Source organism: Flavobacterium undicola (genome assembly GCF_009909155.2).
In the GTDB taxonomy this organism is placed as follows: domain Bacteria; phylum Bacteroidota; class Bacteroidia; order Flavobacteriales; family Flavobacteriaceae; genus Flavobacterium; species Flavobacterium undicola.
The window spans coordinates 1-19,828 of the sequence record NZ_JAAAPM020000031.1 but is presented as its reverse complement, the minus strand read 5'-3'; the positions used below and the strand labels follow the sequence as shown (position 1 = coordinate 19,828).

The following is a 19,828-nucleotide window of genomic DNA, read 5'->3' as shown; positions in this document are numbered from 1 at the left end:
GTATTCATTTAATTTACCAAATCGAATTAAAAGAATAAAGAATAGTGTAATTCTGATTTTGGCAAAAAAATTGCAAGACTAAAAACATAAGGAAAATTAATCCTAATTAAGCTGCTAAACTTCGCTAAAAAAACTATTTTTGGTAACTGTAAAACATCGCATTCAATGAATCACAAAAATCTAATCTGCTTATTTATCTCTGTTTTGTTGCTGTCTTTTGGCAACAGCCAAGCACAGCAAAAAATCACCAATCCTAAAAACGAATTCAGAGGCGTTTGGATTGCAACAGTTGCCAATATTGATTGGCCAATAACTAATACCGATGCTGTCGAAAAACAAAAAGCCGATTTCATTGAAATCTTAGACACTTATAAAAAACTGAATTACAATGTAGTTATAGTGCAAATTCGTAGCGTAGGCGACGCCATGTACCCAACTAATTTAGCGCCTTGGTCTAAATACCTAACCGGCAAGCAAGGACTGGCGCCTTTCCCTTTTTACGATCCATTGGACTGGATGATTACTGAAGCGCACAATCGCGGATTTGAATTTCATGCCTGGTTAAATCCTTACCGTGCAACGATGGATTTAAACACTTCTGAATTGAGTAGAAGCCACGATGTGATCAAGCACCCTGACTGGATGATTAAATACGGTGGAAAATACTATTACAATCCGGCGCTGCCTGAAGTTCAAGAACATCTAATAGCTGTTGTGGACGAAATAGTTACAAAATATGATGTGGATGCAATTCATTTTGATGATTATTTTTATCCGTACAGAATAAAAGGAGAAGTATTTAATGATACTGCTTCTTATAAAAAATACAGTAAAGGTTTAGGTCTTGAAGATTGGCGTCGTGATAACGTTAATGTTTACCTGAAAAACACTTATGAAACTATCAAAAAACTAAAACCTTGGGTTCAATTTGGTATTAGTCCGTTTGGCGTTTGGAGAAATAAATCGGTGGATCCAAGAGGTTCTGATACACAAGCCGGACAAACCAACTATGACGATTTGTATGCCGATCCAATGGCCTGGATGGAAGATAACTATGTCGATTATATCTTGCCGCAGTTGTATTGGAGCATAGACCATCCGAAAGCTTCTTATGCTAAACTATCGAAATGGTGGTCAGAGAACACCAACAAAAATACTGCACTTTACATTGGTAATGGAAGTTATAAAATCAACGCCGATTCGGATAAAAAATGGTTCGATCCAAATGAAATCCCAAATCAAATCGATTTAACCCGCAGCTTTAAAAACATTAATGGAAATGCTTTTTTTAGCGCCAAGTCTTTTGTAAACAAAAACAATGCAGTAACGCAATTGCTAAAAGACAATCAATACCAATATCCAGCCTTAGCTTTTGTGGTTCCAAATTCAAAAAGAGAAGTTGTAGACATCCCTTATATCACTAATATAAACAATCAAAGTTACAATGCTGTCATTACTTTGAGTTTTCCAATACAAAGTAAAATTCGTTATGTAATGGTTTATGGTACTACTAATAAAACGCTGATTAATATTAATGATCCAAGCCAAATTATTGATAAAATTGCTTTTAAAGAAACTAAAGACAGTATTGCTATCACTATACCAAAACTGTATCTTGAAAAACACAATAACTGTGCGCTAACTTTTATAGATTACTTTGGAAACGAAAGTCAGGCAACCTTATTGAAAGCAAACAATCAAAATTCAACCAATCAAAGCGCAACTAAAAATGAAGACAGACAATAAACCCTGGTTTTGGATTCCATTATTAAATTTTGCTTCGGGTTTTCCGTATGTAATTATAATTTCCGTTTCGGTATTGATGTACAAAAACCTTGGAATTAGCAATGAAGACATTGGTTTATACACCAGTTTACTGTACTTGCCTTGGGTAATTAAACCGTTATGGAGTCCATTTATTGAATTACACGGCACTAAACGAAAATGGTTTTTGAGTATGCAATTATTCATTTCCATTGCCTTTTTAATTGTTGGTTTTATTATTCCAACGAGTCAGTTTTTCATCTTGAGTTTAGCTGTTTTTTGGGTCGCTGCCTTTGCTTCTGCTTCAAATGATGTAGCCAGTGACGGTTTTTATTTATTAGCCTTAACTAAGGATCAACAATCGTTCTTTTTAGGAATCCGAAGCACTTTTTACAGAGCTTCGATGCTAACTGGAAATGGATTAATCATTCTATTAGCGGGTTATTTAGAACATCTGTATGGCGACAATCAAAAAGCCTGGTCTTATACAATGATTTTTGTTGGATTAGTAATGTCAATTTTAACGATTTACAACTATTTTGCTACTCCAAAAACCGAATTACCAATTAAAGCAGGAGAAACCGAAGAGAAGAATTTCGCGACTGTTTTTGCCAGTTTTTTCAAAAAGAAACAAATCGGATTGACACTTGCTTTCATCCTTTTATTCCGTTTAGGAGAATCACAACTACTTAAAATGCTTACTCCTTTTTTAGTTGATAAAACTGATGTTGGCGGTTTAGGATTAGAAACTGAAGATGTAGGAATCATATATGGAACTTTCGGATTAATTGCACTTACTGTGGGTGGAATTTTAGGAGGAATAGCGATTTCAAAACAAGGTTTAGGAAAATGGATGTTGCCAATGATTTTAACGATGCACTTACCTATTATTGGTTTTATATTGTTGGCTCATTTTCATCCTGCTTCGGTTTATTACATCTATGCAGTAGTTATTCTGGAACAATTTGGTTATGGATTTGGTTTTGCTGCTTTCATGATGTATTTAATTTACGTTGCTGAAGGCGAATCAAAAACCTCACATTATGCCATTGCCACTGGTTTCATGGCATTAGGAATGATGCTTCCAGGAATGCTTAGCGGATACATTCAGGAATATTTAGGGTATGGCAACTTCTTTATTTGGGTTTTAACAGCTACTATTCCGGGATTAATTTTATCCCGATTTTTGATTTATCCAAAGGATTTTGGGAAGAAGGTGGAATAGTGTTTTTATTGACATTGGCAAAATGATAATTTTAATCCCGTCGAATTCGACGGGGTTAGAAAAAACAAAATATGGCAAATTTGCCATAATTAAAAGTCAGGCAGAATTAATATCTAAGCATAGATAATATGGCTAAAAACAAAAAAATAAGTGTACAGGGGATAGATATTGTTTTATACGAGGATAATAAAGAAGATTTTATATCCTTGACTGATATTGCCAGACACCGTGATGAGGAACGTAGTGATTATATTCTTCAAAACTGGATGAGAAACAGAAGTACAATTGAATTTATTGGATTGTGGGAAAAATTTAATAATCCAAATTTTAATTCCATCGAATTCGATGGAATTAAAAATATAGCTGGATCTAATAGTTTTTCGTTAACTCCAAAAAGATGGATTGAAACTACTAATGCTATTGGAATTATTTCCAAAACTGGTAGGTATGGAGGTACATTCGCTCATAAAGATATTGCTTTTGAATTTGCAACTTGGTTAAGTGCTGAATTTAAATTTTATCTAATAAAAGAGTTTCAACGTCTAAAAGAAGAAGAAAACAGTAGCAAAAAACTTGAATGGAATTTACAAAGAACCATTTCAAAAATCAATTATAGAATTCATACCGATGCTATAAAAGAAAATCTAATTCCAATAAGTTTAACAGCGAATCAAAAGAATTTTATTTATGCCGACGAAGCCGATATACTAAACGTGTCGCTATTTAGTAAAACAGCCAAAGAATGGCGTACCGAAAATCCAAACGAAAAAGGAAATATTAGAGATACCGCTACAATCGAACAATTGGTCGTATTATCCAATCTTGAGAGTATCAATGCAATGCTAATTCAACAAGAAATAACACAACAAGAACGGCTTATAAAACTGAATGAAATTGCTATTAGCCAAATGAAATCCCTTATCAATACCAACGCATTGGGTAAATTGAAATAAATCTTACCAATGCTAAATTCTCAATAATGACATTAAAACAAAAAATAGGACAATTCTTTTTTCCTGCTGTTTTTATCAATGACAGCGAAGAAAATATCCAAGCAACCGAAGAACTAATTAGAAAATACAATATTGGTGGATTGACTTTTTTTCACAGTCGTGCCAGTGCTGCAACGAATTATGAATCGAAGAAAAAAATTGAATTTAACGATGACAGTTACCTTCGATTAAAAGAATTAATTGTCCGTTATCAAAAATGCGCTTCCACTCCTCTTTTAATGAGCATTGATGCCGAATGGGGTTTAGCAATGCGTGTCGAAAAAACACCGCAATATCCTTATGCTATTACGCTTGGCGCTTTACCGGAAGAACAAAAAGAGTTGGTTTACGAAGTTGGAAAACAAATTGCATTAGACTTAAAATCGGCGGGAATTCATTATAATTTGGCTCCTTTAGCTGATATCAATAATGATCCAAACAATCCTGTTATTGGTTATCGCTCTTTTGGCGAAGACAAAAATAAAGTCGCCAATTTTGCGCTCGAATATTTACGTGGAATGAGTAACGCAGGCGTTTTAGGCTGTTTGAAACATTTCCCGGGACACGGAAATACCAATGTCGATTCGCATTTAGGATTGCCTATTTTAGAAGAAAATCTGGAACAATTATTAGCGAACGAATTGTATCCATTTATCAAAGGAATCGAAAATGATGTCGATTCGATTATGATTGGACATTTGGCTGTTCCGGCTTTGAATGAAGGAAAAGACACTTCGGCAACCTTGTCTAAAAATATTATCCAAACGCTTTTAAGAGAACAATTGGGTTATGATGGTTTGGTGATTTCAGACGCCTTGAACATGCACAGTGTTTCGAAATTATACAACATTAAAGGCCAACTGGAATGGGAAGCTTTTAACGCCGGAAACGATGTATTGTGTTTTGCCGAAAATGTTCCTGAAGGAATTCAAACCATTTTAGAAAATGCTTCTGCGGAGCGCATTGACGAAAGTTTTAATCGAATTTGGAAATGCAAAGAAAAAGTAGGTTTATTTCAATTAGAAAAAAATAATGCAAAACTAAATTTTGAAAAAGCCTCAGCTTTAAACGCTCAAATTGCCAAATTTAGCATCACAAAAGTGATTGATACTATTGATTTCGAAACTATCCAAAAAGCAAATCAAGAACAAAAAGTAGCACAATTGTCTATCTATAAAAATGCGGAAAATGATTTTTCAAAAACTATCAATTCCAAATTGCATTGTCCTCAATTTGCGATTGAATCGATATTGGATTTTGATTTTGTAACTTTCGAAAAAATAGCAGCATCCTTTGATTATCTTATTATTTCGTTATTTGTTCCAAAGGCAAAACCTTTGAATAAATTTGAAATTGATAATTCAATTTTTGAATTATTAGAAAAATTATTGGCTACAAAAAAATGCGTTGTTTACGTTTTTGGAAATCCGTATGCCTTGCCTTTAATTCCTAATTTAACTAAGGCTTCAAGGCTTATTGAGGTGTATCAGGATTTCAGCGAATTTCAAATCAATGCAGCGAATCAATTTTTATCGAATTCGGAATGTGTGGGTAAACTGCCCGTTTCAATTGATATTCAATAATGTAAAATCAAAAACAAGCTTACTATAAGTAAATGTTATTATTAAATAAATATTAATAATCAACTGCTATTACTTATAAATCTTTTTTAGGCTTATTTTTGCAGCAACAAATAATAACTTTAAAAACAAATAATATGTCATTAGTAGGAAAAAAATTCCCAAGTATTGCAGTAGATGCTATCTCAGAAATGGGTGATAATTTAAAAATCAATATCTTTGAAGAAGCAGTAAACAACAACAAAAAAGTACTTTTGTTTTGGTACCCAAAAGATTTTACTTTTGTTTGTCCAACTGAATTACACGCTTTTCAAGCTGCTTTACCAGAATTTGAAAAAAGAAACACAATTGTAATTGGTGCTTCTTGCGATACTAACGAAGTACACTTTGCTTGGTTAAACACTGCAAAAAACAACGGTGGAATCGAAGGAGTTACTTACCCACTTTTAGCTGATACTAACAGAAACTTAGCTAACATTTTAGGAATTTTAGATATCGATTCTACAGAATACAGTGAAGAAACTGATTCAGTAATCATCGAAGGATCTAACGTAACTTTTAGAGCTACTTACCTAATTGATGAAACTGGAAAAATTTTCCACGAAAGTGTAAACGATATGCCATTAGGTCGTAACGTAAACGAGTACTTGCGTATGGTTGATGCTTACACGCACATTCAAGTTAAAGGTGAAGTTTGTCCTGCTAACTGGGAAGCTGGTAAAGAAGCAATGACTGCTGACAGAAACAGTACTGCTCAATACTTAAGCGCTAACTAATTTCCAAAAACAATATCAATGGCAATTTCAAAAATCAATTTGACTTTGCCATTGAATATTAATTTAAAAAAACTCCAAAAAACAATAACAATAATCTCAATTGCAATCGCAAAAATCAATAACAATTTCAATGTTGAAAAACTTATCTTGAAATTGCATCATTCAAAAATTGATTTTTGACATTGAAATTGATATTGAAATTTTTAAACCTATGTTAATCGAATTAAACGAAGATACGCTAGCTGATTTAATAACAAAAGACGAAAAAGTAGTAGTTCAATTTTCGGCATCATGGTGTGGCAATTGCCGTATTATGAAACCAAAATTCAAAAAACTGGCTACTGAAAATGAATCTATCACTTTTGCACTAGTTGACGCTGAAAATTTTCCAGAGTCCAGAAAATTAGCCAATGTGAGCAACTTACCAACCTTTGCTACTTTTGTAAACGGAAAATTGGTAAACGAAACACAAACTAACAAACAAGAAGTACTGATTGATTTAGTGAACGAAATTGTATAACAAATCGAGTAAAACACTTCTAACCTCCAACTTCTAACTTTATGAAACTACCCGTAATAAAACAACTGACTCAGTTTATCGAAGAAAATGACCAGGATTACATCATCGAAACTATTGAAGTACTGGAAGCAATGACTGAGATTTCTTCTCTTAAAGATGAAGAATTAGATGTTATTGGCGAGTTAATTTCGAATATGTACGGCGCACTGGAAGTCCATAAATTAGTCCAAAACGGAACTGATAAAAAAGAAGCACTCAATACTTTTATGAAAAGAGTTTTGGGTTCTATCGACAAATAAGACTTTTTTCTATTAAAAAGTGCCATTAAATGCATCTCAAACAGTTGCATTTTTTTTGCATTTATTCCTATTCCTCATATAAACATTACTTTAAAAATGATTCCTCCAAGGATTTAAAATCTTAAATTAGAAATCCTAATTCTTAAATAATTTTCATACTTTTGAACCTCATTAAATAAATTAATTATGGCTTCAATAACATTAGGAGGAAATCCAATAAACACTGCAGGAGAATTACCAAAAGTAGGTTCAAAACTTGCCGATTTTAAATTAGTAAAAAACGATCTTTCTGTTGCTTCTCTAAGCGATTTTAGTGGAAAGAAATTAGTTTTAAATATTTTCCCTAGTATTGATACTGGAACTTGTGCTACATCAGTAAGAAAATTCAATGAGGCTGCTGCCAAATTAGATAACACTGCTGTTTTATGTATCTCAAGAGATTTACCATTTGCTCAAAAACGTTTTTGTGGAGCTGAAGGAATCGAAAATGTAGTTAACTTATCAGACTTTCAAGAAGGAAGCTTCGGAAAAACAAACGGATTAGAAATCGTTGATGGTCCTTTAGCTGGATTGCATTCGAGAGTATTAATTGTTGCTGACGCTGACGGAACAATTTTACATACGGAACAAGTTGCTGAAATTGCAAACGAACCTAATTACGATGCTGCATTAGCGGTACTTTAATCTCTACTTAATGGCATTTCAAAAAGACAATACCTTTGTTACCGGAAGATTTAAAAGTGTTGGCTTCGCTTTAAAAGGAGCTATAAAACTAATTACTACTGAACACAGTGTAATGGTTCAAACTTCTCTTGGAGTTATTTTAACCATTACTGGGTTTGTAATAGGAATTACTCCTACTGAATGGCTTTTTCAAACTTTTGCTATTGGTTTAGTATTAAGTATTGAAGGACTGAATACAGCAATAGAAAAAGTAGCCGATTTTATTCATCCGGATTACCATGAAAGAATTGGTTTTATAAAAGATATTGCTGCCGGATCTGTATTTTTTGCAGCAATTACAGCAATAATTATTGGTTTAATCATATACGTACCTCACTTTATTTAGAGATTTAGTTACACTATAGAATGGCAAAAACAACAAAAAAAGAATCTTTAGACCCGAAAGACAATTCTAATCCTAAAGTTTTCAAATCATGGGAAATATCTAAACAGCATAAAACAATTTTAGGCTGTCTACTCATCTTATTTTCTATTGCTTTATTAGTTGCTTTTGTTTCTTTCTATGTTTATGGACAAGAAGATCAAAGTGCTGTTTTAGAATTAGCTGACAGAACAGAAACTGTAAAAAATTGGCTGGGAAAGTTTGGTGCTTTCCTGGCCAATATAATTGTTTATAAAGGCTTCGGACTGGCTTCTTTCCTATTCGTGCGCTTATTATTCTTAACCGGAATCTTTTTAATATTAGGCATTTCAAGCCGAAAACTAAAAAACATCTGGTTTTGGGATTTGTTTGTTATGATTAATGTATCGGTATTATTTGGCTTTTTTGCCACTTCATTACCTGAATTAGGCGGAACAATTGGCTACGAATTAAATATTTTTCTACAAGACTACATTGGAAAAACGGGTACTTTATTGTTGTTACTATTTGGCATCCTCATTTATGTTATTTTCAAACTAAGATTAACTCCTGAAAAAGTTCAATCCTTTTTTGAAAACAGCAAAAAAGAAATTATCTCAGATACCAACACTATTTTTTCTCAAAAAACCGATAGCGCTTACAACTTAGAAGAATTTGCGATAACGGAACAAGAACCTGAACCTGTAAAAGAAATAATCCCTGAATTTAAAGCTTCTCAATTCGAAATTAATAAAGAAGCATTAAAACCTACCATTAGCAATTCATCTGAAATTGATTTAAATCCTCTTTCAAAACCATTTGCTATTGAAAAAAATGTAGCAGTTGCCATGGCTGTAGCCAATGAAGATTTCGTAATTGAAACCGCTCCTGAAGAAGAAGTAATTGAAGAAAACCTGGCTGCTAGATTGGTTTCTGATTTTGGATTATTCGATCCAACATTAGACTTATCCAATTATAAATTCCCAACGATTGATTTATTAAAAGAATATTCAACGGGCGGAATTACCATCAACCAAGAAGAATTAGAAGAAAATAAAAACCGAATTGTAGATACACTTCGTAATTATAAAATTGAAATTGCCCAAATTAAAGCAACCGTAGGTCCTTCGGTAACTTTATATGAGATTGTACCCGAAGCCGGAATCCGAATTTCTAAAATTAAAAGTTTAGAAGACGATATTGCGCTTTCACTTTCGGCACTTGGAATTCGTATCATCGCTCCTATTCCCGGAAAAGGAACCATTGGTATTGAAGTTCCAAACAAGAATCCTACTATGGTTTCGATGAAATCGGTTATTGGTTCGGCTAAATTTCAAGAAGCAGAAATGGAATTGCCAATCGCTCTTGGAAAAACCATTTCTAACGAAACTTTTGTTGTCGATTTGGCAAAAATGCCTCACCTTTTGATGGCTGGTGCTACAGGACAGGGAAAATCGGTTGGATTGAATGCCGTTTTAACTTCTCTTTTGTACAAAAAGCATCCAGCCGAAGTAAAATTTGTTTTGGTTGACCCTAAAAAAGTAGAGCTTACGCTTTTCAATAAAATAGAAAGACATTATTTAGCCAAATTACCAGACACCGAAGACGCTATTATCACTGATAATGCTAAAGTAGTCAATACTTTAAACTCGCTTTGTGTAGAGATGGACAACCGTTACACCTTATTAAAAGATGCAATGGTTCGAAACATCAAAGAATACAATGACAAATTCAAATCTCGAAAATTAAATCCTGAAAATGGACACCGATTTTTGCCTTACATCATATTAGTAGTCGACGAATTTGCCGACTTGATTATGACTGCCGGAAAAGAAGTCGAAGTTCCTATTGCTCGTTTGGCTCAGTTAGCTCGTGCTATTGGTATTCACTTAATTATTGCTACCCAAAGACCTTCGGTAAACGTAATTACTGGTTTAATCAAAGCCAATTTCCCAGCTAGAATTGCCTTTAGAGTAACTTCTAAAATTGATTCCAGAACCATTTTAGATACTCAAGGAGCTGACCAATTAATAGGTCGAGGAGATTTATTATATACAAACGGAAATGATGTAGTACGTGTACAATGTGCTTTTATCGATACTCCCGAAGTAGAAAAAATTACTGATTTTATTGGTTCACAAAAAGCCTATGCAACTGCTTATCTGCTTCCAGAATATGTGGGAGAGGAAAATGGCATCAATCTTGATATTGATATCTCCGACAGAGATACATTGTTTAGAGAAGCTGCAGAAATTATAGTAAATGCGCAACAAGGTTCGGCCTCTTTGTTACAGCGAAAACTAAAATTAGGTTACAATAGAGCCGGCCGATTAATTGATCAATTAGAAGCCGCAGGAATTGTCGGTCCTTTTGAAGGAAGCAAAGCCCGCAGCGTAAACATTCTAGACATGCATGCTCTTGATCAATTTTTTAATAATGAAGAAAATAATTAATACAATGAAAAAGTTTATCCAAATTACATTTATCTTACTAATTTGTTTTTCTGTACAAGCACAGGACAAACAAGCAAAAAGCCTTTTAGACCAAGTTACCGCTAAAGTGAAAAGTTATGATAATATTGTAATCGATTTTAAATATTCACTAAACAATAGTAAAGAAAACATCAACCAAGACAGCAAAGGAAATGTTACCTTAAAAAACAATCAATACGTATTGAATTTTATGGGAATGACTAAGATTTTTGATGGAAGAAAAACCTACACTATTGTTCCTGAAGACGAAGAAGTAAATATTTCAACAGTAAATGAGAAAGATGACAATGCCGTTACTCCTTCTAAAATGCTGACTTTCTTTAACAGCGGTTACAGGTATTCCATGGATATTTTACAAAATGTAAAAGGTCGAAAAATTCAATATGTGAAATTGATTCCAACAAGCAGTAAAGATCAAAGAAAAGAAATCCTGTTGGGTATTGATGTACAAACCAAACACATCTACAACTTAATAGAAACAGGTAAAAAAGGAACAAAAACAACTTTAACCGTTAATTCTTTTAAAACCAATCAGCCTTTGTCAAAAAATCAATTTACCTTTGTAGCTAGCAAATATCCAAATTACTACATCAATAAATTAGATTAATTCATTTCGTGAAAATCCTTGACAAATACTTATTAAAAACATTCCTGATTACATTTACTACGGTATTTGTAATCTTGTTTTTTATATTCATCCTTCAAACCATTTGGCTATTTATAGCTGAACTCGCCGGAAAAGATTTAGATGTTGGATTAGTTATTAAATTCTTACTGTTTTCAATGCCAAGAATTATTCCATTGGTATTGCCGTTATCTATTCTGCTTTCCTCGATTATGACCTTTGGAAATCTGGCTGAAAACTATGAATTTGCAGCAATGAAATCCTCTGGAATCTCTTTACAAAGAGCCATGAGAAGCCTCACCCTATTTATTGTAATATTGAGTATTGTGGCTTTCTTTTTTGCCAATAATGTAATTCCTTTTGCCGAATATAAGTTTATAAATTTCAGAAAAAACATTGCCCAATTGAAGCCTGCCATGGCAATCACCGAAGGTCAGTTTAGCGATGTAGGCTACTACAACATCAAAGTCAATAAAAAGTCAGGGGAAAATGGTAATAAACTAACCGGAATTACCATTCATAAAAAATCAGTTAACGGCGATGGCAGTAAAACAGTCATAAAAGCTAAAAAAGGAGAACTAATTAGTAGCGAAAATTCGAGCGTGCTACAGATGGTATTGAATGACGGAAATTACTACGAAGACATTACTCCTAAAAATTATTCCGACCGAAACAAAATCCCTTTTGCTAAAAGTTCGTTTAAAAAATACACTATAAATATAGATTTATCCTATCTAAACAAAGTAGATGTAGACAATGAAAAAGTAGACAATACCAATACGATGTTAACGGTAAATGAATTGAATTATACCTTAGATTCATTAAACAAAAATTTCAAGACTGAAGTAGCTTCCTATTCCGAGAACATTAGTTTAAGAACCATTATCGAAAACAAAACCTTTAATGATTTGGCCGATAAAGAACTGGTTCGAAAAAGAAAAACACTTCCTGCTGATATTCTGTCTTTATATGACAACAAAAAGAAGTCAGAAATTTTAAAAACAGCCAGCAGCAATCTTAGCAGTATTGGTTATAGTATTGACGGAAGCAGAACCAATTTGCAAGCCAAACAAAAAAACATCAACAATCACTTACTCGCTTTCTATGATAAGTTTGTAATTGCATTTGCCTGTTTTATGATGTTTTTTATTGGAGCACCACTGGGCGCAATTATTAGAAAAGGAGGACTTGGATTACCCATAATCTTTGCCGTATTAATATTTATTACCTTTCACTTTATAAATACTTTTGGAAAAAGATTTGCGCAAGAAAACGGAATGACGCCTTTCTTAGGAGCCTGGATGTCTTCATTTATCCTTACGCCTCTTGCCATATTATTAACTTATAGAGCTACAAACGACATTGGTTTAATCAACATGGATGTTGTATTGGCTCCACTACAAAAACTACTACAGAAATTTATACCTAATAAAAAAACAACTACCTAATGGTCACAGATAATATACAACTCCACACAATTGAAGAAGCAATCGAAGATATCCGTCAAGGAAAAATAATCTTAGTTGTTGATGATGAAGACAGAGAAAATGAAGGTGATTTTTTAGCTGCGGCTGAGAAAGTAACTCCTGAAATGATCAACTTTATGGCTACACATGGCCGTGGATTAATTTGTACTCCACTAACCGAAAAACGTTGTAAAGAATTAGATTTAAAACCAATGGTCACAAACAATACTGATCATATGGAAACTGCTTTTACCGTATCAGTTGATTTAAAAGGAAACGGAGTAACTACAGGTATTTCGGCTGCCGATCGCGCAAGAACAGTACTGTCTTTAATTGATTCTAAAACAAAACCGCAGGATTTAGCCAGACCAGGACATATTTTCCCTTTAATTGCAAAAGAAGGTGGTGTTTTAAGAAGAACCGGACATACTGAAGCTGCGATAGACTTTGCCCGATTAGCAGGCTTTAAACCAGCTGGAGTTATTGTTGAAGTGATGAACGAGGATGGAACTATGGCCCGTTTACCACAATTAGTGAAAATTGCTAAAAAATTCGATATCAAAGTTGTTTCAATCGAAGCTCTTGTGGCTTACAGAATGCAACACGACAGTATTATTGTCAAAAAAGAAGATTTTGATATCAATACTCGTTTTGGAACTTTCCGCTTAAGAGCTTACGAACAAATAACTAACAAACAAATTCATATTGCTTTAACAAAAGGAACCTGGAATACAGGAGAGCCTATTTTGACAAGAATTCACTCTTCACAGGTAAATAACGACTTATTAGGCACTTTAACCAATAACGTTGACCAACAATTAGACGATATGTTTAAAATAATCAACGAAAATGGTCGTGGAGCAGTTATATTCATCAATCAGGATATGTCAGCTGTAAACTTGCTTAATCGTATCACCGAATTGAAAACACTTCAAGCCGGAGGAACAATGAAAGCACCTAAAGTTGTTATTGATATCAAAGATTACGGTATTGGGGCACAAATATTACACGATATTGATATTTCAAAAATACGTTTAGTATCCAATACTGCTCAAACCAAACGTGTGGGAATGATTGGTTACGGCCTGGAAATAACCGAATATGTGAACTATTAATTCGTATTTCAAATAAATTAAAAAAATAATTAAAGGCTAACTATCACATAATAAAAACGTTAAATCAGCTATCAAAAAATAGCTGATTTTTTTTTCGAAATAGTTTGGATTTAAACGAAAAAACCTCTTATATTTGCACTCGCAATCAGCTAATGAAAGCGACATACTGGAGAAATGGCAGAGCGGTCGAATGCGGCAGTCTTGAAAACTGTTGACTGTAACAGGTCCGGGGGTTCGAATCCCTCTTTCTCCGCCAGTAGAAATACAAAAAAGGCTAAAACGCTGTAAAACTTATGTTTTACGGCGTTTTTTTATTGGTGGCTATACCAACAAAGTTCATTAAATGGTATTCTTTCAGTGACCTATTTAGTGACCTGTTTGCATAAACCCAAATAGGTCACTAGAAATCGCTGAAACACTTGTATAATAAGGTGTTCACGGTTTGAACATCTTGTAGAGAGTGTTTAAGAAGTATAATTTTATCAAACTTAAAGTCACCACAAAATGAACAAAACATTCAACCTTCTTTTCTTTATCAAGAAAAGCAAAATCAAAGCCAACGGCACTGCTCCTATTTATTTAAGAATTACTATAGATGGGAAGCCAAAAGAAATTGCTTCCAAAAGATACATCCAACCCGAAAAGTGGGATAACAAACTTCAAAAGGTTTCAGGTTCTTCAGACGAAGTAAAATCATTAAATTTTTATTTGAAAACATTAGAACAGCAAGTTTACGATGCACATCATTCCATAATGAAAGACAAAACTACTGCAACCGCATCTGGTTTAAAGTCTAAATTGCAAGGTACAGAACAAAGAGCGAGAATGTTAGTTCCAATATTTCAAGAACATAATGATAAAGTTGAAACTCTAGTTGGCCAAGAATTTGCACCAGGAACATTAGAGAGGTATAAAACATCTTTGAAACACACAATCGAATTTATAGAATGGAAATATTTCGTTTCGGATATTGACATAAAAGACATTGACCACGCTTTTATTACGGAATATGAATTCTTTTTAAGAAGTGTTCGGAAATGTGCCAATAACACAGCTGTCAAATACATCAAAAACTTTAAGAAAATAGTAAAGCTTTGCATTTCTAATGGATGGTTGGACAAAGATCCATTTGTAAATTATAAAGCTAAAATTCGTGAAGTGGAAAGAGCGTTTTTATCTCAAGAAGAAATTCAGACTATTTATGCAAAAGAATTTGCAACTGAAAGACTGAATCAAGTCAAGGATATTTTCGTTTTTGCTTGCTTTACAGGATTGGCATATATTGATGTAAAACAATTAACACTATCAAATATCAGCATAGGTATCGATGGTGGGAAATGGATTTTTACACATCGTCAAAAAACAGAAACAGCATCAAGAATCCCCTTGCTTCCTATCCCGGAAGAATTAATCCAAAAATATGCAACACATCCACAATGTATAAATGAAAATAAATTGCTACCTGTTTTGAGCAATCAAAAAATGAATAGTTATTTAAAGGAAATAGCAGACGTTTGCGACATTCAAAAAGATTTAACCTTCCATATAGCCCGACATACTTTTGCAACGACTGTAACGCTTACAAATGGCGTACCAATTGAAAGTGTAAGCAAAATGCTTGGGCATACTAATATTAAAACCACTCAGCATTATGCTAAAATTTTGGATAAAAAAGTGAGTGAGGATATACAGGTTTTGAGAGATAAGTTTTCTATGATAGTAACTAGTCAAGAAAAGAAGATAATATGATTAAAAATTAAGCATAAGTCAATTTTTAATCATATTACCTTTCGTTTAGCTTAATAAACTATAAATGTATATTTTAGAAGGCTTTTACTTTGACCAATTTGCAACTATCCAATCAGCAATTTTCTTATGCGTACGAATATCTGATGGAACAGAGTCTTTTATCATTTTTTCCATCTTATTATATGTTGCAAGATTTGGAGGAGTTACTGTCCAATGCTTTCCTCCTATGTGATTAATAAAATACAATACTTCATAACCTTCTGTTCTGTTTAATTGAGAATGGTCAGTCCCTTTTGTATAATAAGGATTATCATGATCTGCTTTCGCAGTCCATTTATAATGTTTTCCATCATCATAAAGCATTTGTGATTTTAAATATGACATAGTAAGTATCTTTTTAGTTGTTTTACCAAATATATAATAAGTATTTGATTTTAAAATTACATAGCAAAAAAATGATGCAAAAACTTACAATTAGTACCTCTACAGCGACAATTTTACCAAACTGTTGTTTTTACCTCTATATAGTTATAAACCTCTAAATTCCATCAAATTTAAAGAAATAGAATCATTTTTCATATCTTGCATTGTCTTTTAATATAGTTTATCAAACCAATGCACGAAAATCTTTTCTCTTACATCAATCAATATACTGCTTTGCCACTTACAAGTGAAGAGAAAGCCTTGATTACAAATGCTTTTCAACCAAAAAAAATTAGAAAAAAGCAATACTTTTTACAAGAAGGCGATATATGTAAATACACTGGTTTTATCACAAAAGGAGCTATGCGACAATACAGTATAGATGATAAAGGTGGAGAACATATTGTACATCTGTACATTGAAAACTATTGGGCTAATGACCGTGAAAGCTTTACAATGCTTACGCCTTCGAAATATAATATTGATGCTTGGGAAGATACAGATCTACTCCTTATTACAAGAGCCGATATGCTGGATTTGATGGAAAAGATACCTGCATTGGTAGAAATGGTAAGATTAATGGATGAAAGAAATGCCATAGCTAACCAACGAAGATTAAACTCTACTTTGAGTAACACTGCTGAAAAACGCTATGAAGAATTTGTCCTCAATCATCCGCAATTTCTCCAACGATTTCCGCAACACCTTATTGCCTCTTCTTTAGGTATTACCAAAGAAACGTTAAGCAGAATTAGAAAGCAAGCTATAAAATAACCTGCTATTTTAAATATTATTTTAAAAAACCGTTGATATATGTCAACGGTTTTTTTTATTCTATATCATCGTTATAGGGTTTTCTTATACTGCAACTTTGTCTTTATAATTTAAAAATAAAAAGATGAAATCAGTATTAATTACAGGAGCCAATAGAAGTATTGGTTTGGAAACAGTGAAGCAACTTTCAAAGAAAGGGTTGTTTGTTTATATGGGTAGTCGTGACATTGATAAGGGGATTGCAATAGTAAATCAATTAAAAGGAGAAGGTTTTGATAACATCAGGGCTATTGAAATTGATAATACTAGACCTAATACCATTTTGTCGGCCAAAAATATTATCGAAAAAGAACAGGGTAAACTAGACATTCTGATAAATAATGCAGGAATACTCGGTCCAAATCCTCAAACAGCCATTGATACACCTATCAAAGAAATTCAGAATGTATTTGACACTAATTTCTTTGGGGGAATTAGTGTTACACAAGCCTTTTTAGAACTACTTAAAAAGTCTGAAAGTCCACGTATAAGCAATATAACTTCTGGACTTGCTTCTTTAGCTTTACACAGTGATCCAAGTTGGAAATTCTATGATGTAAAATCGATTGCTTACGTAGCTTCAAAAGCAGCTTTAAATGCTTTCACTGTTCTTTTGGCCTATGAGCTAAAAGATTTGCCTTTTAAAGTAAATGCAATTGATCCAGGTTTTACCAAAACAGATTTCAACCATCATATTGGGACAGGATCAATAGAAAGTGCCGCATCTTTTATCATTAAACATACACTAACTGATGATAATGCACCGACAGGTAAGTTTTTCAGTAACGACATCGAAGATGAAACCGAAGTAAGTCCTTGGTAAAAATTGATATTACATAAAACCGTTGATAAATATCAACGGTTTTTTTTATCATTTCTCATCATTTTAAAGCTTACTTGTGATGCAATTTTGCATAGTTAAATAACTTAAAAAACATAAATCATGAAAATTTTATTAATTGGAGGTACAGGTAACATTGGTCAGCGAATTTTAAAAGAAGCCCTAGATAAAGGGCATGAAGTAACCGCTGTTCAGCGCAAACCAGAAGCTCTAGAACTAAAGCACGCCAATTTGACAACAATTAAAGGTGACTTGCTAAATGAAACAGAATTACCATCGCTAATTGCGGACAAAGATGTGGTTGTCTCAGCAATATCTCTTTATGCAGGGCTAACACCTGAACAGTTTAAACAAGCGCATCAAAACCTTATAAACGCCTTAAAAAAACAACCACAGACAAGAATTATTGCAGTTGGCGGAGGTACTAATAATGAGATTGCGCCGGGCTTGAAAATGTTGGATAATGCCGACATTATGAAAAACATTCCTGACGAATATAAACCTTCTATTTTCGCACATGGTGAAGTACAAGGGCTTTATGAAAATTCGGAGTTGAAAAACTGGACTTACTTTAACCCGGCTGCAATGATACAAGCAGGTGAACGCACAGGTAAATTTAGACTAGGTAATACTAATCTGGTTGCTGACGAAAACGGAGCAAGCAGTATTTCATTCGAAGACTATGCGGTTGCATTGGTTGATGAAATCAAAAATCAGCAATTTGTAGGTAAACCATTTACTATTGGTTATTAAATCATATAAATAAAATGAAAAAACTAACAATTATTACGGCGGTAATTTTTGCAACATTCTTGTTATCATTTAAAACAGCGGATCTTCGTAAGTTGAATGATCTTTCAAGAACAGTAATCGGTTTAAGTAATTTTAATAACAAATAAAAATAAATATAATGGAACAAAAATTTGAACAATTATTGACGGGACATTTAAAACAGATCTGGAACGAACGTGATGAATCAGTTAGACTTAAGGTTATAGAAAGTATATATGCAAAGGACGTAGAAATGTATGATATGGACGAAGAATCGTTTTTTGGACATGATGCTATAAATAAAAAGGTTACCAGCCTATTAAATAGCTTACCTCCTAATTTTTCTATAACCCAAACGATAAAAAGTGTCTCTAGTAACAATGTTGCTAAGTTAGAATGGGGTGCTGGTCCAGAAGGTGCTCCACCGGTATTAACAGGTACAGATATTGTTTTTTTTAAAGACAATAAAATAAAATCCTTTTACGTATTCGTTAACAAATAAAATTTAAAAAAATGGAAAAATTAGTAAATTCGAATGACAGCAAAGCTGTTCGAAACATGAACAACATTATTGGTCTTCACGATGTGATGATTAATCAAAGAAATCCCGAAGAAGCCATAGCGAATTTTTTAGACCCAAACTACATTCAGCACGACCCACTAGTAGAGACAGGTGCAGCAGGTTTGTTGAAATTCTTCAAACAAGTTGTAAAAGATCATCCTACTGCAAGTTGGACATGTCAACGCATTATAGCAGTAGATGATTTTGTATGGGTACATTCAAACTTTAAAAATATTTTTACTGACGACCCTAACGATACAGGAATTGCAGGAGCAGATATTTTTAAAATGAACGATGAGGGTAAAGCTATTGAACATTGGGAAGTGCTGCAACTTGTTGGTACACCCGATAATGCAGCTCCGTGGGTAGCCCCTAACCTAAAAGCAGCCAACACAAACGGGATATTTTAAATCGCATTACAAGCCTAAACGGTTAGTAATAAAATGATAATCAAATTCAAATTGAAGAAAAACCATTGATAAATGTCAATGGTTTTTTTTATCATATAGCATCGATTTAAGGGTTATTTATAATGCAACTTTGCCTTACTCGGATTAAAAAATTAAAAATTTTGAAATCAAAATATTGTATCATCATTAATTAAAATTTTTGAGTTAGTCATTTAGTTTCTGTATTTTTATGTCTTTAAAAACAGTCGTTATGGAAGTATTTGAAGGACAAAGCATACTAAACTTTATAAAAGAATTGCCAAATGATGAAGCTTGCAAAGC

General features: G+C 33.2%; 20 protein-coding genes and 1 tRNA gene. 20 read left to right on the top strand and 1 reads right to left on the bottom strand.

Going from position 1 to position 19,828, the window contains the following annotated elements:
* Positions 1-165: 165 nt before the first annotated feature.
* The 15 genes from GTZ96_RS15310 (at position 166) to GTZ96_RS15240 (ending at position 15,687) form a co-directional block, all read left to right on the top strand.
* Positions 166-1,746 (top strand): glycoside hydrolase family 10 protein, encoded by a 1,581-nt coding sequence (locus GTZ96_RS15310; protein ID WP_161644785.1) that lies wholly within the window; start codon positions 166-168, stop codon positions 1,744-1,746.
* Positions 1,730-2,989, top strand: a complete 1,260-nt coding sequence (locus GTZ96_RS15305; RefSeq protein WP_161644784.1) for an MFS transporter — start codon at positions 1,730-1,732, stop codon at positions 2,987-2,989. Before GTZ96_RS15310 ends, GTZ96_RS15305 begins: the two co-directional genes overlap by 17 nt.
* 128 nt (positions 2,990-3,117) lie before the next feature.
* Complete coding sequence (locus tag GTZ96_RS15300) at positions 3,118-3,942, top strand: KilA-N domain-containing protein (protein ID WP_161644783.1); 825 nt, start codon at positions 3,118-3,120, stop codon at positions 3,940-3,942.
* 26 nt (positions 3,943-3,968) lie between these two features.
* Positions 3,969-5,564, top strand: a complete 1,596-nt coding sequence (locus GTZ96_RS15295) for a glycoside hydrolase family 3 protein (protein WP_161644782.1) — start codon at positions 3,969-3,971, stop codon at positions 5,562-5,564.
* Between the two features lie 134 nt (positions 5,565-5,698).
* Positions 5,699-6,337: a peroxiredoxin gene (locus GTZ96_RS15290; protein ID WP_161644781.1), complete on the top strand. Its 639-nt coding sequence runs from the start codon at positions 5,699-5,701 to the stop codon at positions 6,335-6,337.
* A gap of 211 nt (positions 6,338-6,548) precedes the next feature.
* Entirely contained in the window at positions 6,549-6,857 is a 309-nt protein-coding gene (locus GTZ96_RS15285) for a thioredoxin family protein (protein WP_161644800.1), read from the top strand.
* A gap of 41 nt (positions 6,858-6,898) precedes the next feature.
* Positions 6,899-7,156: a DUF6952 family protein gene (locus GTZ96_RS15280; protein ID WP_161644780.1), complete on the top strand. Its 258-nt coding sequence runs from the start codon at positions 6,899-6,901 to the stop codon at positions 7,154-7,156.
* 186 nt (positions 7,157-7,342) lie between these two features.
* Positions 7,343-7,840, top strand: coding sequence for a thiol peroxidase (gene tpx / locus GTZ96_RS15275; RefSeq protein ID WP_161644779.1), 498 nt, complete (start codon positions 7,343-7,345; stop codon positions 7,838-7,840).
* A 10-nt stretch (positions 7,841-7,850) separates the two neighbouring features.
* Positions 7,851-8,225, top strand: a complete 375-nt coding sequence (locus GTZ96_RS15270) for a diacylglycerol kinase (protein ID WP_161644778.1) — start codon at positions 7,851-7,853, stop codon at positions 8,223-8,225.
* A gap of 20 nt (positions 8,226-8,245) precedes the next feature.
* Positions 8,246-10,693, top strand: a complete 2,448-nt coding sequence (locus GTZ96_RS15265) for a DNA translocase FtsK (RefSeq protein ID WP_161644777.1) — start codon at positions 8,246-8,248, stop codon at positions 10,691-10,693.
* A gap of 4 nt (positions 10,694-10,697) precedes the next feature.
* On the top strand, positions 10,698-11,339 hold the full coding sequence (locus GTZ96_RS15260; RefSeq protein ID WP_161644776.1) for a LolA family protein: 642 nt from the start codon (positions 10,698-10,700) through the stop codon (positions 11,337-11,339).
* Between the two features lie 8 nt (positions 11,340-11,347).
* Complete coding sequence (locus GTZ96_RS15255) at positions 11,348-12,805, top strand: LptF/LptG family permease (RefSeq protein WP_161644775.1); 1,458 nt, start codon at positions 11,348-11,350, stop codon at positions 12,803-12,805.
* Positions 12,805-13,938 carry a 3,4-dihydroxy-2-butanone-4-phosphate synthase gene (ribB, locus tag GTZ96_RS15250; RefSeq protein WP_161644774.1) on the top strand — a complete coding sequence of 378 codons (1,134 nt, stop codon included), beginning with the start codon at positions 12,805-12,807 and terminating at the stop codon, positions 13,936-13,938. Before GTZ96_RS15255 ends, ribB begins: the two co-directional genes overlap by 1 nt.
* Before the next feature lie 168 nt (positions 13,939-14,106).
* A tRNA-Ser gene (locus GTZ96_RS15245) sits at positions 14,107-14,194 on the top strand.
* Positions 14,195-14,442: 248 nt separating this feature from the next.
* Positions 14,443-15,687, top strand: a complete 1,245-nt coding sequence (locus GTZ96_RS15240; protein WP_161644773.1) for a site-specific integrase — start codon at positions 14,443-14,445, stop codon at positions 15,685-15,687.
* An 84-nt stretch (positions 15,688-15,771) separates the two neighbouring features.
* Here the strand turns inward: GTZ96_RS15240 and GTZ96_RS15235 are convergent, their stop codons facing one another.
* Positions 15,772-16,071, bottom strand: coding sequence for a hypothetical protein (locus GTZ96_RS15235; RefSeq protein ID WP_161644772.1), 300 nt, complete (start codon positions 16,069-16,071; stop codon positions 15,772-15,774).
* A gap of 231 nt (positions 16,072-16,302) precedes the next feature.
* Between GTZ96_RS15235 and GTZ96_RS15230 the strand changes: the two genes are divergently transcribed.
* The 5 genes from GTZ96_RS15230 (at position 16,303) to GTZ96_RS15210 (ending at position 19,507) form a co-directional block, all read left to right on the top strand.
* Positions 16,303-16,884, top strand: coding sequence for a Crp/Fnr family transcriptional regulator (locus tag GTZ96_RS15230; protein ID WP_161644771.1), 582 nt, complete (start codon positions 16,303-16,305; stop codon positions 16,882-16,884).
* Between the two features lie 124 nt (positions 16,885-17,008).
* A complete protein-coding gene (locus GTZ96_RS15225) occupies positions 17,009-17,746 on the top strand; it encodes an SDR family NAD(P)-dependent oxidoreductase (RefSeq protein ID WP_161644770.1) in 738 nt (245 codons plus the stop codon).
* Positions 17,747-17,866: 120 nt separating this feature from the next.
* Positions 17,867-18,517: an NAD(P)-dependent oxidoreductase gene (locus GTZ96_RS15220; RefSeq protein WP_161644769.1), complete on the top strand. Its 651-nt coding sequence runs from the start codon at positions 17,867-17,869 to the stop codon at positions 18,515-18,517.
* A 157-nt stretch (positions 18,518-18,674) separates the two neighbouring features.
* Positions 18,675-19,037, top strand: a complete 363-nt coding sequence (locus GTZ96_RS15215; RefSeq protein ID WP_161644768.1) for a nuclear transport factor 2 family protein — start codon at positions 18,675-18,677, stop codon at positions 19,035-19,037.
* Between the two features lie 11 nt (positions 19,038-19,048).
* Positions 19,049-19,507 carry a nuclear transport factor 2 family protein gene (locus GTZ96_RS15210; protein ID WP_161644767.1) on the top strand — a complete coding sequence of 153 codons (459 nt, stop codon included), beginning with the start codon at positions 19,049-19,051 and terminating at the stop codon, positions 19,505-19,507.
* The last annotated feature ends 321 nt before the right edge of the window (positions 19,508-19,828 follow it).

Coding starts and splice junctions, on each gene's coding strand:
- GTZ96_RS15310 (WP_161644785.1), top strand. CDS start 166: ATGAATCACAAAAATCTAATCTGCTTATTTATCTCTGTTTTGTTGCTG.
- GTZ96_RS15305 (WP_161644784.1), top strand. CDS start 1,730: ATGAAGACAGACAATAAACCCTGGTTTTGGATTCCATTATTAAATTTT.
- GTZ96_RS15300 (WP_161644783.1), top strand. CDS start 3,118: ATGGCTAAAAACAAAAAAATAAGTGTACAGGGGATAGATATTGTTTTA.
- GTZ96_RS15295 (WP_161644782.1), top strand. CDS start 3,969: ATGACATTAAAACAAAAAATAGGACAATTCTTTTTTCCTGCTGTTTTT.
- GTZ96_RS15290 (WP_161644781.1), top strand. CDS start 5,699: ATGTCATTAGTAGGAAAAAAATTCCCAAGTATTGCAGTAGATGCTATC.
- GTZ96_RS15285 (WP_161644800.1), top strand. CDS start 6,549: ATGTTAATCGAATTAAACGAAGATACGCTAGCTGATTTAATAACAAAA.
- GTZ96_RS15280 (WP_161644780.1), top strand. CDS start 6,899: ATGAAACTACCCGTAATAAAACAACTGACTCAGTTTATCGAAGAAAAT.
- tpx (WP_161644779.1), top strand. CDS start 7,343: ATGGCTTCAATAACATTAGGAGGAAATCCAATAAACACTGCAGGAGAA.
- GTZ96_RS15270 (WP_161644778.1), top strand. CDS start 7,851: ATGGCATTTCAAAAAGACAATACCTTTGTTACCGGAAGATTTAAAAGT.
- GTZ96_RS15265 (WP_161644777.1), top strand. CDS start 8,246: ATGGCAAAAACAACAAAAAAAGAATCTTTAGACCCGAAAGACAATTCT.
- GTZ96_RS15260 (WP_161644776.1), top strand. CDS start 10,698: ATGAAAAAGTTTATCCAAATTACATTTATCTTACTAATTTGTTTTTCT.
- ribB (WP_161644774.1), top strand. CDS start 12,805: ATGGTCACAGATAATATACAACTCCACACAATTGAAGAAGCAATCGAA.
- GTZ96_RS15240 (WP_161644773.1), top strand. CDS start 14,443: ATGAACAAAACATTCAACCTTCTTTTCTTTATCAAGAAAAGCAAAATC.
- GTZ96_RS15235 (WP_161644772.1), bottom strand. CDS start 16,071: ATGTCATATTTAAAATCACAAATGCTTTATGATGATGGAAAACATTAT.
- GTZ96_RS15230 (WP_161644771.1), top strand. CDS start 16,303: ATGCACGAAAATCTTTTCTCTTACATCAATCAATATACTGCTTTGCCA.
- GTZ96_RS15225 (WP_161644770.1), top strand. CDS start 17,009: ATGAAATCAGTATTAATTACAGGAGCCAATAGAAGTATTGGTTTGGAA.
- GTZ96_RS15220 (WP_161644769.1), top strand. CDS start 17,867: ATGAAAATTTTATTAATTGGAGGTACAGGTAACATTGGTCAGCGAATT.
- GTZ96_RS15215 (WP_161644768.1), top strand. CDS start 18,675: ATGGAACAAAAATTTGAACAATTATTGACGGGACATTTAAAACAGATC.
- GTZ96_RS15210 (WP_161644767.1), top strand. CDS start 19,049: ATGGAAAAATTAGTAAATTCGAATGACAGCAAAGCTGTTCGAAACATG.